14 protein-coding genes and 1 pseudogene are annotated in these 17,084 nt (G+C 71.2%); 6 read left to right on the top strand and 9 right to left on the bottom strand.

Annotated features, from left to right (window positions below; translation table 11 throughout):
- Positions 1 to 2,010, top strand: a 2,010-nt coding sequence (locus tag ACWCPW_RS50345; RefSeq protein WP_449768398.1) for an AMP-binding protein, incomplete at its 5' end; no start/stop codon positions are given.
- Positions 2,011 to 2,306: 296 nt separating this feature from the next.
- Here ACWCPW_RS50345 and dpgD read toward each other — a convergent pair.
- The 7 genes and pseudogenes from dpgD to ACWCPW_RS50310 all read right to left on the bottom strand — a co-directional run.
- Positions 2,307 to 3,113 carry an enoyl-CoA-hydratase DpgD gene (gene dpgD, locus ACWCPW_RS50340; RefSeq protein WP_449768397.1) on the bottom strand — a complete coding sequence of 269 codons (807 nt, stop codon included), beginning with the start codon at positions 3,111 to 3,113 and terminating at the stop codon, positions 2,307 to 2,309.
- Positions 3,110 to 4,378 (bottom strand): (3,5-dihydroxyphenyl)acetyl-CoA 1,2-dioxygenase DpgC, encoded by a 1,269-nt coding sequence (gene dpgC, locus ACWCPW_RS50335; RefSeq protein ID WP_449768399.1) that lies wholly within the window; start codon positions 4,376 to 4,378, stop codon positions 3,110 to 3,112. Before dpgC ends, dpgD begins: the two co-directional genes overlap by 4 nt.
- A 77-nt stretch (positions 4,379 to 4,455) precedes the next feature.
- On the bottom strand, positions 4,456 to 5,121 hold the full coding sequence (gene dpgB / locus ACWCPW_RS50330; protein WP_449768396.1) for an enoyl-CoA-hydratase DpgB: 666 nt from the start codon (positions 5,119 to 5,121) through the stop codon (positions 4,456 to 4,458).
- A gap of 11 nt (positions 5,122 to 5,132) precedes the next feature.
- The gene (gene dpgA / locus ACWCPW_RS50325; protein ID WP_449768395.1) at positions 5,133 to 6,356 is read right to left on the bottom strand and encodes a 3,5-dihydroxyphenylacetyl-CoA synthase DpgA; all 1,224 of its coding nucleotides are present in this window, start codon (positions 6,354 to 6,356) and stop codon (positions 5,133 to 5,135) included.
- Positions 6,357 to 6,495: 139 nt separating this feature from the next.
- Complete coding sequence (locus tag ACWCPW_RS50320) at positions 6,496 to 7,971, bottom strand: aminotransferase-like domain-containing protein (protein WP_449768394.1); 1,476 nt, start codon at positions 7,969 to 7,971, stop codon at positions 6,496 to 6,498.
- Between the two features lie 780 nt (positions 7,972 to 8,751).
- A complete protein-coding gene (locus ACWCPW_RS50315) occupies positions 8,752 to 9,918 on the bottom strand; it encodes a transcriptional regulator (protein WP_449768393.1) in 1,167 nt (388 codons plus the stop codon).
- A gap of 702 nt (positions 9,919 to 10,620) precedes the next feature.
- A pseudogene (locus ACWCPW_RS50310) lies at positions 10,621 to 10,866 on the bottom strand (transposase); the annotation flags it as partial.
- A 311-nt stretch (positions 10,867 to 11,177) separates the two neighbouring features.
- Here ACWCPW_RS50310 and ACWCPW_RS50305 point away from each other — a divergent pair.
- On the top strand, positions 11,178 to 11,402 hold the full coding sequence (locus ACWCPW_RS50305; RefSeq protein ID WP_449768392.1) for an MbtH family protein: 225 nt from the start codon (positions 11,178 to 11,180) through the stop codon (positions 11,400 to 11,402).
- Positions 11,403 to 11,641: 239 nt separating this feature from the next.
- Here the strand turns inward: ACWCPW_RS50305 and ACWCPW_RS50300 are convergent, their stop codons facing one another.
- A complete protein-coding gene (locus ACWCPW_RS50300; RefSeq protein WP_449768391.1) occupies positions 11,642 to 12,895 on the bottom strand; it encodes a beta-ketoacyl-[acyl-carrier-protein] synthase family protein in 1,254 nt (417 codons plus the stop codon).
- Between the two features lie 542 nt (positions 12,896 to 13,437).
- Here ACWCPW_RS50300 and ACWCPW_RS50295 point away from each other — a divergent pair.
- The 3 genes from ACWCPW_RS50295 (at position 13,438) to ACWCPW_RS50285 (ending at position 15,427) form a co-directional block, all read left to right on the top strand.
- Positions 13,438 to 14,559 carry a cytochrome P450 gene (locus tag ACWCPW_RS50295; RefSeq protein WP_449768390.1) on the top strand — a complete coding sequence of 374 codons (1,122 nt, stop codon included), beginning with the start codon at positions 13,438 to 13,440 and terminating at the stop codon, positions 14,557 to 14,559.
- A gap of 369 nt (positions 14,560 to 14,928) precedes the next feature.
- Positions 14,929 to 15,186, top strand: coding sequence for an acyl carrier protein (locus ACWCPW_RS50290; RefSeq protein WP_449768389.1), 258 nt, complete (start codon positions 14,929 to 14,931; stop codon positions 15,184 to 15,186).
- A 94-nt stretch (positions 15,187 to 15,280) separates the two neighbouring features.
- Positions 15,281 to 15,427: a hypothetical protein gene (locus ACWCPW_RS50285; protein WP_449768388.1), complete on the top strand. Its 147-nt coding sequence runs from the start codon at positions 15,281 to 15,283 to the stop codon at positions 15,425 to 15,427.
- Between the two features lie 174 nt (positions 15,428 to 15,601).
- On the opposite strand, the gene ACWCPW_RS50280 is transcribed toward ACWCPW_RS50285, so the two are convergent.
- A complete protein-coding gene (locus tag ACWCPW_RS50280) occupies positions 15,602 to 16,330 on the bottom strand; it encodes an IclR family transcriptional regulator (RefSeq protein WP_449768387.1) in 729 nt (242 codons plus the stop codon).
- 81 nt (positions 16,331 to 16,411) lie between these two features.
- On the opposite strand from ACWCPW_RS50280, the gene ACWCPW_RS50275 reads away from it, so the two are divergent.
- Positions 16,412 to 17,084: amidohydrolase family protein (locus ACWCPW_RS50275; protein ID WP_449768386.1), on the top strand; the 673-nt coding region annotated here is incomplete at its 3' end.

The raw sequence follows: 17,084 nt of genomic DNA, 5'->3' as shown, positions 1-17,084 counted from the left end.
CTTGGTGTGGGGGATCGGGTGTTGCAGTTCGCGTCGATCGGGTTCGATGCGGCGACGGCGGAGATGTGGGTGGCGTTGTGTGGTGGTGCGACGCTCGTGTTGGCTTCCGCCGAGGAACTCCTGCCCGGGGCGGGCCTGGCCGAGGTGATCGCCCGGGACGGTGTCACGCACGTCACGTTGCCGCCGGCGGTCGTGAGCGTGATGGACGAACGGGACCTGGCCGGGGTGCGGACCCTCGTCTGCGCCGGTGAGGCGTTGGGTGCGGATCTGGTGGCGCGGTGGGCCGCGGGTCGGCGGTTGATCAATGCGTACGGGCCGACGGAGACGACGGTGTGCGCGACGATGTCGGCGCCGTTGGCGGTGGGTGGTGAGCCGGTGGTGGGCTCGCCGGTCGTGAACACCCGGGCGTATGTGTTGGACGGGCGGCTTGCGCCGGTTCCGCCCGGGGTGGTGGGTGAGTTGTATGTGGCGGGTGCGGGTCTGGCCCGGGGTTATCTGGGCCGGTCGGGGTTGACGGGCGAGCGGTTCGTGGCCTGCCCGTTCGGCGGCGGTGGCGAGCGCATGTATCGCACCGGCGACCGGGCCCGCTGGACCGCGGACGGCCGACTGGTATTCGTGGGGCGCGCGGACGACCAGGTCAAGATCCGGGGCTTCCGGATCGAACCCGGTGAGGTACAGCACGCCTTCGAAGCACACCCCGACGTCGCCCGCGCCGCGGTGATCGCCCACGAGGACGCGCCCGGCGAGCTGCGGCTCGTCGCCTACGTCGTCCCGAGCGACTCCCGCGCCGACGACGGCGGTGACGACGGCGAGTACGAGAGGGAACTCGCCGAGCGACTCCGCGAGTTCGCGGCTCGGCGATTGCCCGCGTACATGGTCCCGTCGGCCGTGGCGGTCCTCGAGGCGCTCCCGCTGACCGCGAACGGCAAGCTCGACCGCGGGGCCCTGCCCGATCCCGGGCGCGGCGGCGGAGGAGCTTTCGGCACGGGCTCCGGCCGGAATCCGGTCACGTCGCTGGAGGTGCTGGCGTGCGAGGTGTTCGCCGCCACTCTGGGCGTGGACTCGGTGGGGGTGGACGACAACTTCTTCGAACTGGGCGGACACTCCCTGCTCGCGGTCACCCTGGTCGCCGAACTGGCCGCACGCGGAGTGTCGGTGCCGGTCCGGACGGTGTTCGCGGCGCCGACCCCTGCCGAGTTGGTGCGGCGGATGAATCTGGGCTCGGTCCGGGACGCGCTGGGCGTGCTGCTGCCGATCAAGGCCCAGGGCGACCGGCCGCCCTTCTTCGCACTGCCTCCGGGCGCCGGTTTGAGCTGGTGCTACACGCCGTTGGCCCGACACATCGACGCGGACGTCCCGCTGTACGGACTCCAGGCCCCCGGCCTGGACGGTGTCGGCGAGATGTCCCGGTCGGTCGGCGAGATGGCGGACGCCTACCTGGAGCAGATCCGCGGCGTACAGCCCAAGGGCCCCTACCACCTGCTGGGATGGTCCTTCGGTGGAATGCTCGGACACGAGATCGCGGTGCGGCTGCGGGCCGAGGGCGAAGAGGTCGCCGCACTCGTGATCATGGACACCTATCCGGCGACCGCGTTGACCGATCCGGAGGCACACGAGGAAGCGGTCGACAGGCCCGAGAGCGGCGCCGCGGAGGCGGCCGACGACGATGGCACCGAACCGACCGAGCGCATGCGGGCCGTGCGCCAGGAGGCGGGCTTCGAAGGCGCGGTCTCCGACGACGAGTTGCTGAAGCTGGCCAGGGTCCGGCGCAACAACGGCACCATCGGCGCCGACCACGAGTACGGCCGGTTCGACGGGAACGTGGTGCTGGTGGTCGCCGAGCAGGACAAGCCCGCCGGGTTCGTCGGCGCGGACAGTTGGCGACCGCACGTGACCGGTGAGATCACCGAGGTGCGGTTGCCCTGCGGCCACGCGGAGTTGGTGCTCCCGGAGATGCTCGGTCGGATCTGGTCGGCCGTGGCGGAACGACCGGGCGCGAACCCGCGGTGAGCGAGGTCGGGCGGGCCCGGAGGCGGGCCCGTCCGACGCCGGGGTCCTGAGGCGAGCCCGTCCGATACCGCGGTCCGGAAGCGGGCCCGTCCGATACCGCGACCCGGAAGCAGGCCCGCCCGACGCCGCGACCCGGAAGCGAGCCCCCCGATACCGCGGTCCGGAAACAAGGCCGCCCGACGCCGCGGCGCGTGGGTGGGATGTGCCGGCTACGACGAAGCGTGGCCCCGAGCCCTTCGATCAGGGTTCGGGGCCACGCCGTGGTCGCGCTTCCTTGGCTCAGGGGGTCCGGTGGCTCAGCGCCCCTGCCACCGGGGTTCGCGCCGTTCGGCGAACGCGCGCGGACCCTCGACCGCGTCCTCGCTGTGCCTGCGCCGCTGCTCCCATTCGAACGGGGTCGAGAAGGCCTGCTCCAGCGGCATGTCCACGGACCGCATGACCGCCTCCTTGATCGCCCGCACGGCCAAGGGCGCGCTGCGCAGGAGGTCGTCGATCCACTCGTCGACGCACGCGTCCAGGTCGTCGAGCGGGACGACCTGGTTGACCAGTCCCAGTCGGAGCGCCGTCTGGACGCTCATCCGGCGGCCGGTGAGCAGATGGCCCATGGCGATCTTCAGCGGTATCTGGCGGGCGAGCCGAAAGGCGCCGCCCGCGCCGGGAACCAGACCCAACCGGGCCTCCGGCAGCGCGAACACCGCGTGGTCGGCGGCGACGATCAGGTCGCAGGCCAGCGCGAGTTCGAAACCGCCGCCCAGGGCGTAGCCGTTCACCCGGGCGATCACCGGCTTGGACAGCTCGAACCGCTCGGTCAGTCGCGGCCAACCGGGTTGGCCCCGACTGCCGAACGTGGACCGGGGTACGCCCGCGCGGTCGAGCCGGGCGCGCTCGCGCAGGTCCTGGCCGACCGTGAACGAGCGGTCGCCCGCGCCGGTCAGCACCGCGACCCGCACCTGGTCGTCGGCCTCGACGTCGTCCCAGATGGCGGCCAGTTCCTCGTGTGTGCGCAGGTCCATCGCGTTGAGCACGGCGGGTCGGTCCAGGGTGATCCGGGCGACGTGATCCTTCTTCTCGTATCGCACCCGGGGCCGTTCGGCGGCGCTCATCGTGACGGCACCCCCTGCCGCGCGGAGAACCGGTCGACCTTGTCGAGCACGTCGGGGCTGTATATCCGCAACGCCTGTTGGAGTGCGAACTCGGCCATGTAGTACCGGAATCGGTCCGGTGACTCGTCGGCGAGATTGAGCATCCGCCGATTGGCCCCCACCGCGGGCTGCTTCAGCCGGTCCAGGCAGTCCTCGACGGCCCGGTCCAGTCGTTCGGGATCGTGCACCTCGTCGACCAGGAGCCGGGCCTCGGGTGCCTGTGCCGGGATCCGGCGGCCTTCGAGGATGATCTGCCGGGCCAGGCGCGGCCCGACGTGCCGGGTCAGGCGGAGGTTGGCGGCGCCCGGGATGATGCCCTCGCGCGCGGCCGGCAGGCTGAGGTACGCGTCGGACGCGGCCAGGACGTGATCGAAGACGAGCAGGAGCTGCATGCCGCCGCCGATCGCGAACGTGTCCACCGCCGCGACCCAGGGTTTGTCGATCGTGGGGCTGTGCCAGGCCGCGTCGTCTTCGACCCGGATGCCGCGCAACAGCTTGTGGATGTAGCCGAGTTCGCGGCGGAGCAGGAAGTCGACCAGGGAGATGTCGCCGGCGTTGAGCGCCTTGAGGTTGATGCCGGCGCTGAACACCCGGCGGCCCCGGTAGCGGGGGTGGGTCATCACGCCGCCGCGCACCAGGCCGACGCGCACTGCCGGATCGAGCAGGGCCAGGTCGACGGCGGTCTCCATGTCGTCGACCTGGCGGTTGTCCTCCGCGTTCAGGCAGTCGTCCCGACACAGGGTGAGCCGCGCGGTGCCGGCGACGCGCTCCAGCCGTACCGAACCCAGCTCGACGAGGCCGGTCGCGGTGAACTCGGGCAGCAGCGCGAGCGCCCGCGGCGTGGGCCGCAGCAGTACGTCGAGCAGATGCCGACCGGACCGCTCCGCGCCGAGGATGCCGGCGAAGAAGATGCCCTGGTCGATTTCGTGGCCCTCCTTGTGGGCCTGCGGACGACCGCGTTCGAGGACGAACTGCTCGGCGCCGGGCACCAGTCCGGGGAAGCAGGTCGCGGCCGCCCGGGACAGCTCGGCGAGTCGCAGTCCTCGGGTCCGGCACGCGGTGAGCTCGTCGTAGACGGCGTCGGCATGCCGATCCAGGAAGGCGCGGCGCAACGCGCGGGTGCCGTCCTTGGCCGCGGTCGCGGCGATGTGCTGGGCGATCGACCGGTGTTCCGGCGCGGGCAGGACAGCCAGCAGGTCGTCGGTGTGCGCGGCGGCCCGGGCCAGCGTCGAGCGGGCCGGCTCCAGTTCGGCGCGGACGAGTGCGAGGTCCTCGTGCCACTCGGGCCGGGCCCGTTCGCGGATCACGACACGGCTCCGCTGCCGGTCCGGCGCAGGTCCCGGTCGCACGCGGCCAGGTGTACGCCCAGGGCCTCCTCGAAGCCGGCGGTGCTCGCGTCGAACAACAACTGGCGTCGGATGGCCAGTTCCGGGCCGGACAACTCGCCGAGCGGTTCGGCCGCCGCCAGGGACGCGGACACGTCGTCGGTCACCTCGTCGAGGAGTTGCAGGGCGAGTGCGTCGCGGGCCGACAGGGGAGTGCCGAAGAGCACCGCCCGGCGGATCGCCGCCGCCGTGCCGCCGGCCCGGTGGGCGAGGCGGTAGACGGCCATGCCCGGCCAAGTGGCGCCGCCTTCCACCGGCACCACCAGGCGCACGGACTCGGTGGCGATGCGGTGGTCGGTGGCCAGCAGCGCGTCCAGGGCCAGGCCGCCGCAGTCGCCGTCGGCGACGGCCACGGTGGCCGCGGGCAGTCGCTCCAGGCGCCGCAGGGCGCGTTCCCACTTGCTCACCACGGCCACGGTCAGCCCGGCGGGCCTGGGGCCGTCCGGGGCGCCGGAGACGTACACCACCACCCTGCCCCGGCCACCCCGATCCTCGGCCGTGGCGCAGACCGCGCCGACCGCCGCGATCGCCTCCACGGTCAGCGGTCGGGCGCCGTCCACCCGCAGTTCCAGGTCGTCGTTCATGCGTTCCCCCATCACCACTGGACCAGTGCCGTCTCGATGGTCGAGCCGGGCCCCATGGTCATCAGCACGCCGTGGTCGCCGGCCCGGACCACACCTTCGCGGAGCAGTCGTTCGTAGGAGAACAGGAACGAACCGCTCGACACGTTGCCGTAGTCGCGCAGCACCCCGGTGGTGTGCCGCACGTCGTGCTTGGTCAGGCCGAGGTTGACCCGGACCGCGTCGATCACCTTCTTGCCGCCGGAGTGCACCAGCCAGTGCGCGATGTCGCTGCGGCGCAGTCCGGCGCCGGACAACAGTCGATCGACCACCGACTCCGCGTGCGCGCCGACCACGTAGGGCACGTCCGGGTCGAGGTAGAAGCTGAACTTGCCCTGCTCGTCGTCCCAGTCGTAGCGCATCGCGTCGATCGCGTCGGTGATCAGGCAACTGGCGAAGGACAGTACGCGCGGGCTGCCGGCGGGAGGCGAGTCGACGTCGACGCCGAGTCCGGCGTAGCCGGTCGGCGCGTCGGGCGGGCCGGCCGCGTCGGGGGTGTCGGCGGCCAGCGCGACGGCCGCCGCGCCGTCGCCGAAGAGGCTGTTGACGACCGAGGTGCGCATCGTGGCGTCGAGGACGTAGGCGGCCGAGCAGGCTTCCGCGCACACCATGACGGCGATCCGCCCGGGGTGGGCCACGGTCCAGCCGACCGTCGCGTTCAGCGCGTTGAGGCCGGCGTTGCAGCCCATGCCGACCACGTCGACGCGGCTGCAGCGCGGATCCATGCCCAGCTCCCGGATGAGCAGCGCGCTCAGACCGGGGGTGAGCAGGCCGGTGGTGGTGACGCAGCACAGGTAGCCGATGTCCGCGAGTTCGATGCCGGCGTCCTTGAGGCAGGCGTGGATTGCCCGGGCGGCCATCTCGATGGCCAGGCGCTTGTGCTTGGCGAGGAGTTCGCCCTGAGTCTCGATGATCGTCGTGCCGCCGGCGTCCCGTGCGGGCACGGACAGGAAGCGGCGTTCGATCGCGCTGTTGAGGAAGACGGAGCGCACCTTCGGATCGGAGATCCGGAACAGGTCGAGGAGTTCGCGCTGCGAGTAGGAGTGCTCGGTGACGGCCGTGCCGACGCCGAGGATCCGGGGCACGCCGGGGATGTCCTTGCGTTCGGGCGCGAACGTGGACGCGGGCGAGGTCGGCGCGAGGGTCGAGGTGAGCGCGCCGACCGAGGCGACGTTCGAGGGGTTCAGCGCGAGGGTCATTGGAAGGTCCATCCCCACATGCGGGGCTTGCTTCGTGTGCGACGTACCGCTGTGGACACTTCGATCGTCCTTTCGGTGGGCGTGGATCGGTCGGAGGGTGGATCGGTCGGAGGATGGATCCAGTCGGAGGGCGGTTCGGTCAGTGCGCGTCGGCGTCGCGTGCGGATCGGCTCTCGGCTTCGATGAACCGGGCCAGCCGGGCGACGCCTTCGGTGATCTCGGCTTCGGTGAGGTAGCTGACGGACAGTCGGAGCCGGTACTCGCCGCCGCCCTGCGGATGGAAGTAGGACATCGGCGTCCAGATGACGCCGAACTCCCGGGCGGAGCGGTCGAGTGCGGCGTTGTCCGCGCGGAACGGGACGTCGACGGCGAGGAAGAAGCCGCCGTCGGGCCGGTTCCAGCGCACGGTCTGGGCGGCGGGAGCGCCGGGAACACCTGGAGCACCGGAATCTCCGGGATCGCCGGAGCCGTCGTGGGGACCGAGTCTGCCGCCCGGGAAACACGCGTCGAGGCGTTCGAGGGTGGCCCGCATGGCCCGTCCGTAGTAGGCGGACGTTTCGACGTTCAGGGCCGAGGTCCGCCCTTCGGCCGCGAGCAGCATGCCCGCCACGGCCGCCTGGCCCAGCGGCGAGGTGTTCACGGTCACCATGCTCTTGATCCTGGTGAGTTCCTCCGCCAACAGCCCGGTACCGCCCGCCTCGTCGGCGACGACCTGGTCCGCGACGACGAAGCCCACCCGGGCACCAGGGAAGAGGGTCTTGGCGAACGAGCCCAGGTGGACCACCCGACGGTTGCGGTCGAGCGACTTCAGGGTGGGCAACTGCGGCCCGGGGCTGACCATTCGGTAGGGGCTGTCCTCGAGGATGAGGAAGTCCTCGCGCTCGGCCAGGTCGAGCAGCGCGTGCCGCTCGGCCGTCGACACGGTGTTGCCGGAGGGATTCGAGTGGTCGGGGACGAGATAGAACGCCCGACACCGGCGCCCGCGCGAGCGCTCCGCGCGGATCGCCGCGGCCAGATCGGCGCAGCGGAAGCCGTCCGGCCCCTCGTCGACGGCGGTCGACGCGACGTCCAACAGCCGGGCGGCACCGGTGATCCCGACGTAGCAGGGGCTGGAGACCAGCAGCACGTCCCCGGGACCGGAGATGAGCGCGCGCACCGCGAGGAGCATCGCCTCCTGGCAGCCGGCGGTGACCACGACGGACTCCGGCGGTACGTCGATGTGCTCGTCCCGCCGCAACGAGTCGGCGATCAGCTCGCGGATCAGCCCGGCGGTGGGGCCGTACTGGAACATCGTGTCCCGCACGCGGGCGGGCGAGTAACCGCTGTCGGCGAGGTGATCGAGGTAGCGCCGGATGTGCGTGAAGATCTGCTCCGTGTCGAAGAAGCCGTCGTACGGGCGGCCCGGCGCGAACGAGATCGCCTCGGGATGGCGATGGGTGATCTCGTTGAGGAAGTTCATCGTGTCCAGCACCGGATCACAGACGCTGCCGTGGAGCTGCTTCCTCGACAGGTGGGCGACGACCGGGTCGGTCGCGGTGGGCTCGGTGGTGCCGGTGCCGGTGCCGAAGCCGAAGCCGAAGCCGAAGCCGTCGTTGCCGTCGTTGCCGTCGTTCATCCGAGGACCGGCCGCGGGTCGAGATCGGCGACGGTTCCGGAACCGGTGACGTGATCGGGTGGCCCGGACGACGCGAGGCCGGCGCTCGTTGACACGGTCATGGAGGTACCTCCCGCAAAGGGCAGTCGGGTACGAACGACGGTCACGCCGGGGGCGTCACGGGACGCGGGCGTGCACGGGAAATCCGTTGCGCCTTCGCGGTTGTCGCGTCGCGTCGGCGGGTGCCGCGGGACGGTCGCCGGCGGTGCCGATCGAGGTGGCCGACCGGGCCGTCGGGCCGATCCACCGAATCGCACAGGCGTCCCTCCCGCCTTCCGGCGGACGGGCCGGTGAGGCCGGTGGGATCGGTGGTGGATGCCCCGCACCGTTCCCGGAGTATGGCACCACGCGAGCCGACACGGGCATGTACACCGATGACGGATACCGCCGCCTCGGAGGGCCGAGGGGAGGGCGGACCGCGACGTCGGGCGCGGGTCGTACGCCGTTCCCGCGGCTCGCCGAGACGACACGGCGTGCGGCCGGGCCCGCCCCGGTCGCGACCGACGGCAGTGGCCGTCGTCGACGGCAACAGCGGTGAATACGTGGTCGGTTACCGCACGCGGAACCGACGTGAGGGGTCACCCGAGCGGACGAATCCGCCTTCGGGTGGCCCCTCATGGGACTACCGAACGATCGGAGCCCGGTATGCCCGCCGAAATCCTTCCGGCGAGCATGATCGGGTTCTGATACCAATCATTGCTCCTGGCCAGGAAATCCCCGATACCCTTGGCCGGCAGTAGCTCACATGCCGACGGCCCCGCTGCTCACGGAGCGGACACGCTCGTCCAGTTCCTGCGCGAATCCCAGCCACGTCTCCGCGTACTGGCGCGCGAGATGCACCACCAGGGCCCCGCAATGCGGTGGTACCGCCGCGGTCAATTCGGCCCATTCCTCCATGCCGATCGCGTTCTGTCGCAGTATCCGCAGCAGGTGCCGCCCCTCTTCCTTGTGCCGCAAGGACGGGTCCCTGAGTAATTTCTCGACCACCGAGCCCGGGTCCGGTTGGAGCGTTCGCACCTTGCGTTCGACCCGCGAACCGGTGGAGCGGCCGGTCTCGGTCTCGTCCTGGGCGTCGATCTCGACCGGCAGTACGCCCACCGGTCCCTCGCCGGATTCCAGGCGCTTGCGGACGTCACTGGCGGTCGCGGGCGAGATGCCCGCGAGCCGGGCGATCTCGCGCAGCGACGCCTTGGGATGCGCCGCGATCACCTCGGCGGCCCGTTGCCGACCCTCCACGCTGTTGAGCGGGCGGATCCGGCCGTCGCGGCCGATCCGGGCGTTCAACTGCGGCAGCGCGCCGGCTGAACGGCGTCGGATCGCCCCCACGGTCTTCGCGCCCAGACCCGCGATCCGGGCGATCGCCCGATCGGACATGTGCGGATGCGACGCGATGATCCTGGTCGCGGCGGCCCGGCGATCCGCCTGCGAAAGTGGAAGGCCATGCCCTACATTCGCCTTGACCGCGTGCAGGAAGGCGTCCTCGTCGGTGCCGTCGAAAAGCTCGACATCGATGACCTCCCGCCCTTTCGACAGGGCCGCCATCAGGCGATGGATCCCGTCGATCACCTGTCCCGTGTTCCGGTTCACGAGGATGGGTGGAAGCGGTTCGTCGATTTCCGCGAGCCGGGAGATGTGTTCCTGATCCTGACCTTCCGAGCGCGGTGATTCGCCCGGTACGAGCGAGGCGATCGGGACGGTCAGGATTTCCTTGACGCGGTGTTTGTTCAGGGCTTGCTCGACAACGAGATCGGGCGCCCCTTCGTGACGCGCGATCTCCAGCGCTCTGGCGTCCGAATGTTGCATCTCAATCTCCCCCGTTGGATGAATATCCAGGATCCGATTCTCGTGAGATTTGCAATGGATCGAGCCATCGACACCGATCGTGTGCCATTGTTCCGGCGCCCACACGTGCAGGACCGCACCCGTCCGTCGCACGTACGGGCCACGCTCCGTACGTCCGACGTCCCGCATTCGACGTGGCGGGAGCCGTCACCTGTGGCGTTTCGCGTCGCGACGCGCGACAGTGATCACGGTTCGATCCGCGATCACCGACCATCGTGCGCGAACCCGGCACCACCCGGGTTCCGATGGTCGCGAAACCGCTGCTTCCCGAAATTTCCGGGAAGTGACGCCGGACCGACGCCGTCGGTGTTCACCGATCGACGCACCCGTTATCGGTTCGGCCGTATCGAGTTCGTCGGTCGCTTCCGCATGCCTCCCTTGGTCGTCGCATACTCACTCATGGTCACTGTTCGAGAGAGCGCTGTCGAGACTCGACGAGGGATCATCGGCAGGCTTGACCGGAATCCGGCGGGTGCTCCTCGGCGGCGCCGGATCGGGTGAGGTCCCGTTTCCCGGATCATCCGCCGGATCTCCCGAACGGCCGTCCGCAGGAGGGGAGTCGGGGCCGGGAGCGGGCTCGGAACCGACGCTTCGACCGGCCCGGTTCGGGCCCGGGGGAGGGGGCGGTACGGCTGCCGGCGAGGCGGCGCGGACCCGGCGTCCGGGTGCCGCGACGGTGCGGGTCCGGCCCGCCCGGGCGACCTCCGCCAACCGGGCCGACAGATCGCGCCGATGCCGGTCGCCCGTCCCCGTTTCACGGTTCGCCACTTGCAAATATCGCGCAAAGCGCTCCCATGTGCCATCCGCCGACCAGCGCCGATCACGTTTGTAGACGGTTTGCCATGGGCCGAACCGCGCGGGCAGATCGCGCCAGGGCACCCCGGTCCGGGTGTGGAACAACACCCCGTCGATCACCCGACGATGCTCGCCCCAGCGGCCACCGCGTCGCCCACCGGCCGGCAACAGCGGTTCCAGAAGGGCCCATTCGGCATTGGTCAGATCCCCTCGCCCCACCACACCGGACAGCGTGTACCAAGGCGCGCCGGGCCACAAGATCCGGGAAACAGAACCGGGATTCGGTCGGCGCGTCGGGTGGAAATCGGGACGGGGCTCCCGCGGACCCGCAGGCGCGGCGCCAACTCCCGCGCACAGTTCGGAATTCGTCGAACCGCTGCGATGTCGGCTGTTCAACCGGGGCCGTGACGCAGTTGAACGGCGCACGGTCGGTCGGCGGCGAAGTCGCGCTATTGATGCGCCGGGACGGGTCGGCCAGAGTGACCCGAAGAGCCATGAGGCATGGCTGATTCCTGGGAAAGGACGGCATGGTGACGAATCCTTTCGACGACACCGAGGCGAGATTCCTGGTGCTGGTCAACGAGGAGGGACAACATTCGCTCTGGCCGGTCTTCGCCGAGGTACCCGCCGGGTGGACGACCGCGTTCGGCGAGGCGGGCCGTCAGGAATGCCTCGACTACATCGAGGAATCGTGGACCGACATGCGTCCGAAGAGCCTGATCGAGGCCATGGAGGCGAGCGCGGCGAGCACCTGAGGCGACCGGCCGGCGCCGCTCACCCGCTCGTGGCCGCTCGTGGCCGCTCGCGGCCCCGAGCCGTGGGCGGCGGCGCCGGCCCACCGGTAGCACCGGGACGGCGACGCGCTCCATGGGCCTGCGGACCGCGTGGACCCGGCCGGTGCCCCTTGTGGACCTGATGGAGCCCGTGGACCCGGTGGATCTCGCGGACGTGGCGGAGCCGGCGGACCCCGTCGAGCTCGCGGACCTCGGACCGGTCAGACCGCCGTGAACGCGAGTGTCACGTTGTGGCCGCCGAAGGCCGACGAGTTGCTCAGCGCGGCTCGTACGCCCGGCCCTCCGGGCAGTTCGCGCGCCTCGGGCGCGATGGTGATCCCGGTCGCGGTGACCTCGTCGTCGGGGTCGTCCAGATTGAGCGTCGGCGGGGCGACCGAGTCGCGCAGGGCGCAGATCGCGGCCACCGCCTCGACCGCTCCCGCGCCGCCGATCAGGTGCCCGGTCATCGACTTGGTCGCCGAGACCACCGCGCCGGCGGTGGCCGCGCCGAGGACCTGCCGGATCGCCCGGGCCTCGGCGCTGTCCCCGGCCTTGGTCGAGGTGGCGTGCGCGTTGATGTGTACGACCTGCTCCGGCGCGAGGCGGGCGTTCGCCAGGGCGTGGGTCATCGCCAACGCCAGTCCGGCGCCGTCCGGTTCGGGTACCGCGATGTGATGCGCGTCGGCCGAATAGCCCACCCCCGCGGCGATCGCGTGTACCGTCGCGCCTCGGCGAGCCGCGTGCGCGGCCGACTCCAGGACGAGCATCCCGGCGCCCTCGCCCAGTACCAAACCGTCCCTGGCCTTGTCGAACGGCCGGGACGCGCGCAGCGGTTCGTCCTCGGCCGGGGACAGCGCCTGGAGCGCCGCGAACATCGCCGCCCACATCGGCGTGATCGGCGTCTCGGTCCCACCGGCCACCACGACGTCGGCCCGGCCCGAACGGATCATCTCGATCCCGTAGCCGATCGCCTCCGCACCGGAGGCGCACGCGCCCGCGGCGGTGTGCGCACCCGCCCGCGCGCACAGCTCGATGCTCAGCCAGCCCGCCGCGCTGTTCGGCATCACCCTGGGCGCGGTGTACGGCGACATCCGTCGCCAACCGCGTTCGCGCAGGGTGTCGTAGGCGGCGAGGTAGGTGAGGTGTCCGCCCAGCGCGGTACCGATCGAGACGCCGAGCCGCTCCGGTGCCACCTCTGGCGCGCCGGCGTCCCGCCACGCCTCGCGGGCGGCGGTCATCGCCAGGTGCGTGCTGCGATCCATGGTCCGCAGCTCGGTGCGGCTGACCACCGAGGCCGGATCGACCGCGGCGGGCGCGCCGACGCGGATGGGGATGTCGTCCGGCCAGCCGTCCGCCAGCCGGCGCACACCCGACCGCCCGGCCAGCAACGCGGCCCACGTGGAAGTCAGTTCACCGCCGACCGGGGTGGTGGCGCCCAGTCCGGTCACGACGACGCGGGTGTCATCCGTGTTCATGGTCACTGGCCCTTCGAGCGGTCCGCAATTCCGCGACGAATTCGCGGATTCACCGGGTCGTCGACATTTCCGGGAGCACCATGCGCGCCGCCGAAAACCCAAATCCGCCACACGATTGTTGGGGTTGTCGGGGATTTGGGGGGAGTATCGAAATCAGGACACCGTTTTCGAGCCTTCGGAACGCGAGTCCGCCTTCGAATGGTATTCCGTATGTTCGACGCCGACGCGGCTCACGATGACACACGGCCCGAGGCCCGATCAATGCCCGCTCCGGCCCGGTCCGCGGACGCGTGTTCAACTGTGCTGTCGCGGCAGTTGAACGCAGGTCGGAAGGGATGTTCGAGTGCTTGTCGCCCCGGTCGCGCACCCCCGGCGACCCCCGCGCGGCCGGGGCCGCACATGTGTGCCGAGACGAGCGAAGAAGGCAGGAACCAATGGTGAGTCCACACGGCAGGGATCTCTCGGGGCCCCTCCCCGACGTCCTGCGGTCCCCGAAGGAAGCCGTCGAATCGATCCGGACGCCGGCCGGCGATCGCATGTGGATGGTGCGCGATTACACCCTCGCCCGCCAGGTGTTGTCCGACCCGCGATTCAGCAGGTCCGAGGCGACCACCGCGCACGCACCGCGGTTCGCCGAGGTGCAACCCATCCCGCAGTCGATGATGAGCATGGACGGGTACGACCACGCGCGGCTGCGCCGCATCGTCGCCGGCGCCTTCTCCGCACAGCGGATCGCCGCCACCGAGCCGACCGTGGCCCGACTGGCCGACGAACACCTGGACCGACTGGCCGCCGCCGGGCCACCGGCGGACCTGATCACGGGTCTCGCGGCGCCGCTGCCGATCGCCGTGCTGTGCGGCCTGCTCGGCGTCCCGCTCGCCGACGCCGAGGTGTTCGGCGACTCGGTGGAGGTGCTGTTCGACATCACCTCGGGACCGGCGGAGATGTCCCGACGACGACTGGAACTGGTCCGGTACATGGCCGACTTGCTGGCGCGCAAGACCGGCAGTGGGGACGACGACCTGCTCGGCATGCTGATCGCCGCCCGCGACCGCGACGGGATGACCAAGCAGGAAATGCTCGCGATGGCACTCGCGTTGCTGATGGCCGGCTACGAGACCACGATCGGCCAGATCGGCATGTCCGTACTGACCCTGCTCACCCGACCCGATGCCCATCAGGCACTGCTCGACGACCCGGATTCGCTGCCGGTGGTGGTCGAGGAACTGCTGCGCCTGGACTCCGCGTCGCCGCTGAGCTTCCCGCGCGTGGCCACGGAAGCGGTGCGGCTGGGCGACGTCGACATCCGCGCCGGAGAGGCCGTGATCGTCTCGCTGATGCACGGCAACCGCGACGAGAAGGTCTTCGCGGACCCCGATCTGCTCGTTGCGAACGGCCGGGGGCCGACCCACCTCGCGTTCGGTCACGGCATCCACCGCTGCCTGGGCGCGCCGCTCGCCAGGCTCCAACTCCACGTCGTCCTGGGCCGATTGCTCAGCCGATTCCCGGACCTGAGGCTGGCCGACGGGCCCGACGCGGTGCGTTGGAAGGACGGCCTGGCCACGCGCGGCCTGGCCCGCCTGATGGTCTCGTGGCAACCGGTGGACCGGTCGCCCGGCGAGGCGACCCGACCACCGCTTCCGGTCGAGGCCCGCGCGCGGTGACCACGCGGCGACCCGATTGATCCGACCCTGCTCGCGTGCGATAGTCGGCACCGACGCGCGGCACGGGGAAGGTGCCGCCGGCCACGCGGAGTTCGACGACTCCGCGGACTCGACGGAACGCCTTGTCCGTGCCGTCGCGATCTCCCCGCGGGCCGAGGGCCGTGTCGTCGACGGAGTCGGCACGGACCACGCCCGCGCGTCCCGCCGCGCCCGACGCCTCGATCCCGGCAATCGGCTCGCTCCGCTCGATCCGCCCGGTGTCTCGGATCGCGATCCCCCGGGTGCAGCACCCGCCCGACCCGAGTCCGCCCGCGATTCGTCGAAGGTGCGCACGGCGGCATCGCCCGTACGCACGTGAGAGGAGCTGTCATGGAAACCGTGTCCGCACCGGAAGCGCTCGACATGCTGGCCGAGGTCCTCGGCACCCCCGTGCCCGACGCGGACGTCGCGTTCGGGACGCTGAAGATGGACTCCCTCCAGACGGTCGAGTGGCTGACCATGATCGAGGACCGCCTCGGGTTCGTCTACGACCTCAAGGACCTGAACTTCCACGAACTCGCCGAGCAAAGCGTCGGCGAGGTACTGGAGTTCCTGCACGGCATCGCCGCCGCCCGCCAGTCCGAGTGACGGGGGGCCGCGACCGGGTTGATCAGCGGTGAGGCGCCGGGCGGCGGTGCCGAGCAGACCCTGTTCATGCCGCTCGCGGCTCCGCGGCAGGGCCATGTCGACCTCGAGGCCGTACGCGCCGATCGGCGTGACGTACAGCGTGGTGGTGTCCGGCCGGAAGAGCGCGTACCGGGCGTCCGCCCCGTCGCCGGTGCGGGCCGGCGTGCCCCCGCCGGGCAGCGGCGTCCGCGCCCGGGCGTGAGCGGCCGGTCGTCGAGGCGGACGGTGGTCAGCCGGCCCGCTCCCCGCTTCGCCCGTCCGGGTTACGGGATACGGGTTTCGGGATGTGGGACACGGCGGATGCGGGACGCGGCGGGGTGTGGGATGCGGCGGTGTGGCCGGCGGCGCGGGTGTTCGTCCGGGTGGTGGCGCGAGTTCAGGACGGCCGGCCGTGTTCGCCCAGGCCGTCGGCCGCCCGGGCGACCAGCATTCCCACGCGCGTGCACGCGACTTCGTCGAGGCGGCCGGACGGGGCGCTGACGATCAGTGCGGCCACCGGACGGCCGGTCGGATCCAGGACGGCTGCCCCGACGCTGGTGATGTCCGCGTCCACCGCGCCCATGCTGAGCGACCAGCCGCGTTCGCGGGTGCCGGTCAACTCCCGTTGGAAGGCCACGTCGTACGGATCGATCCCGGACAGGTCCCACTCGTCGGGAGGAGTCGCCGCGCACAGGGCCAGCCCGGCCGCGCTGGTGGCCGCGGGGAACACCAGTCCGACGCGCGGGACGGTGCGGACGAGTTGCCGGCTCTCCGCGACGTCGACGGCGACGATGCGACCGGCGTCGGGCACCGCGAGGGTCACCGTCTCGCCGGTCGCCTCGCGCAGGTCCGCCAGTACGGGACGGGCGCGGGTCAGCAGGTCGTCGCGGCGGCGCGCCTGAGCCGCCAGGACCAGGGGGCGGGTGGTCAACTTCCACCGGGTGGACGGTTCGGCGGTGGGCCGCAGCCATCCGCTCGCGTGCAGCGTCACCAGGATCCGCTGCAGGGCGCTCTTGTCCACGCCCGTGATCCGGGCGAGATCGGCGACCCCGATCGGCTCGTGCGCGGCGATGACCTCGAGCACGTCCAGGGCGCGCGCGAGGCTCTGCAGGGGCTTGACGGCCATGACGCGCCCTCCGGTACATTGCGAATCACTGTGCAACATAGCGTGTCACATAGCGACACACAAGTGCTCCAAGGAGCTGTCGTGACGACCCTCGATCCCGAACTGTTCCTCCCCGACCCCGAGCCCGCCGACGTGCGCTACACCGTCATCTCGGTCGACGACCACGTCGTGGAACCGCCGCACCTGTTCGACACCCACCTGCCGACGTCGCTCCGCGAACGCGGCCCGCGCATCGTCGAGAACGCGAACGGCGCGCACGTCTGGGAGTTCGAGGGCGAGCGCTACTCGCAGGTGGGCATGAACGCCGTCGCCGGTCGTCGACCCGAGAGCGTCGGCCTGGAACCGGCGCGCTTCGACCAGATGCGCCCCGGCTGCTACGACGTGCACGCTCGGGTCGAGGACATGGACCTCGGCGGCATCTGGGCCATGCTCAACTTCCCGTCCCAGATCACCGGGTTCTGCGGCCGGGTGTTCGCGCACGCCCGGGACGTCGAGGTCGGGAAGGCGTGCGTGCGCGCGTGGAACGACTGGATGTACGAGGAATGGCACCGCGCGTACCCCGAGCGGATCATCCCCGGAGGGATCACCTATCTCGCCGACCCGGCCGAGGCCGTGGCCGAGATCGAGCGCAACGCGGACCGCGGCTTCACCTCGGTGACCTTCCCCGAGCGCCCGCACGCGATCGGCCTGCCGTCGTTGTGGAACCGCGACCACTGGGACCCCATCATCCGCGCGTGCGACGAGACCGACACCG

The sequence above is a fragment of the Embleya sp. NPDC001921 genome (genome assembly GCF_053594475.1).
This window is presented reverse-complemented; position numbering and strand designations above follow the sequence as displayed.

What these genes read in the sequence shown, in the direction of transcription:
- dpgD (WP_449768397.1), bottom strand. Translation starts at nt 3,113, where the DNA reads ATGAGCGCCGCCGAACGGCCCCGGGTGCGATACGAGAAGAAGGATCAC.
- dpgB (WP_449768396.1), bottom strand. Translation starts at nt 5,121, where the DNA reads ATGAACGACGACCTGGAACTGCGGGTGGACGGCGCCCGACCGCTGACC.
- dpgA (WP_449768395.1), bottom strand. Translation starts at nt 6,356, where the DNA reads ATGACCCTCGCGCTGAACCCCTCGAACGTCGCCTCGGTCGGCGCGCTC.
- ACWCPW_RS50320 (WP_449768394.1), bottom strand. Translation starts at nt 7,971, where the DNA reads ATGAACGACGGCAACGACGGCAACGACGGCTTCGGCTTCGGCTTCGGC.
- ACWCPW_RS50300 (WP_449768391.1), bottom strand. Translation starts at nt 12,895, where the DNA reads ATGAACACGGATGACACCCGCGTCGTCGTGACCGGACTGGGCGCCACC.
- ACWCPW_RS50295 (WP_449768390.1), top strand. Translation starts at nt 13,438, where the DNA reads ATGGTGCGCGATTACACCCTCGCCCGCCAGGTGTTGTCCGACCCGCGA.
- ACWCPW_RS50290 (WP_449768389.1), top strand. Translation starts at nt 14,929, where the DNA reads ATGGAAACCGTGTCCGCACCGGAAGCGCTCGACATGCTGGCCGAGGTC.
- ACWCPW_RS50285 (WP_449768388.1), top strand. Translation starts at nt 15,281, where the DNA reads ATGTCGACCTCGAGGCCGTACGCGCCGATCGGCGTGACGTACAGCGTG.
- ACWCPW_RS50280 (WP_449768387.1), bottom strand. Translation starts at nt 16,330, where the DNA reads ATGGCCGTCAAGCCCCTGCAGAGCCTCGCGCGCGCCCTGGACGTGCTC.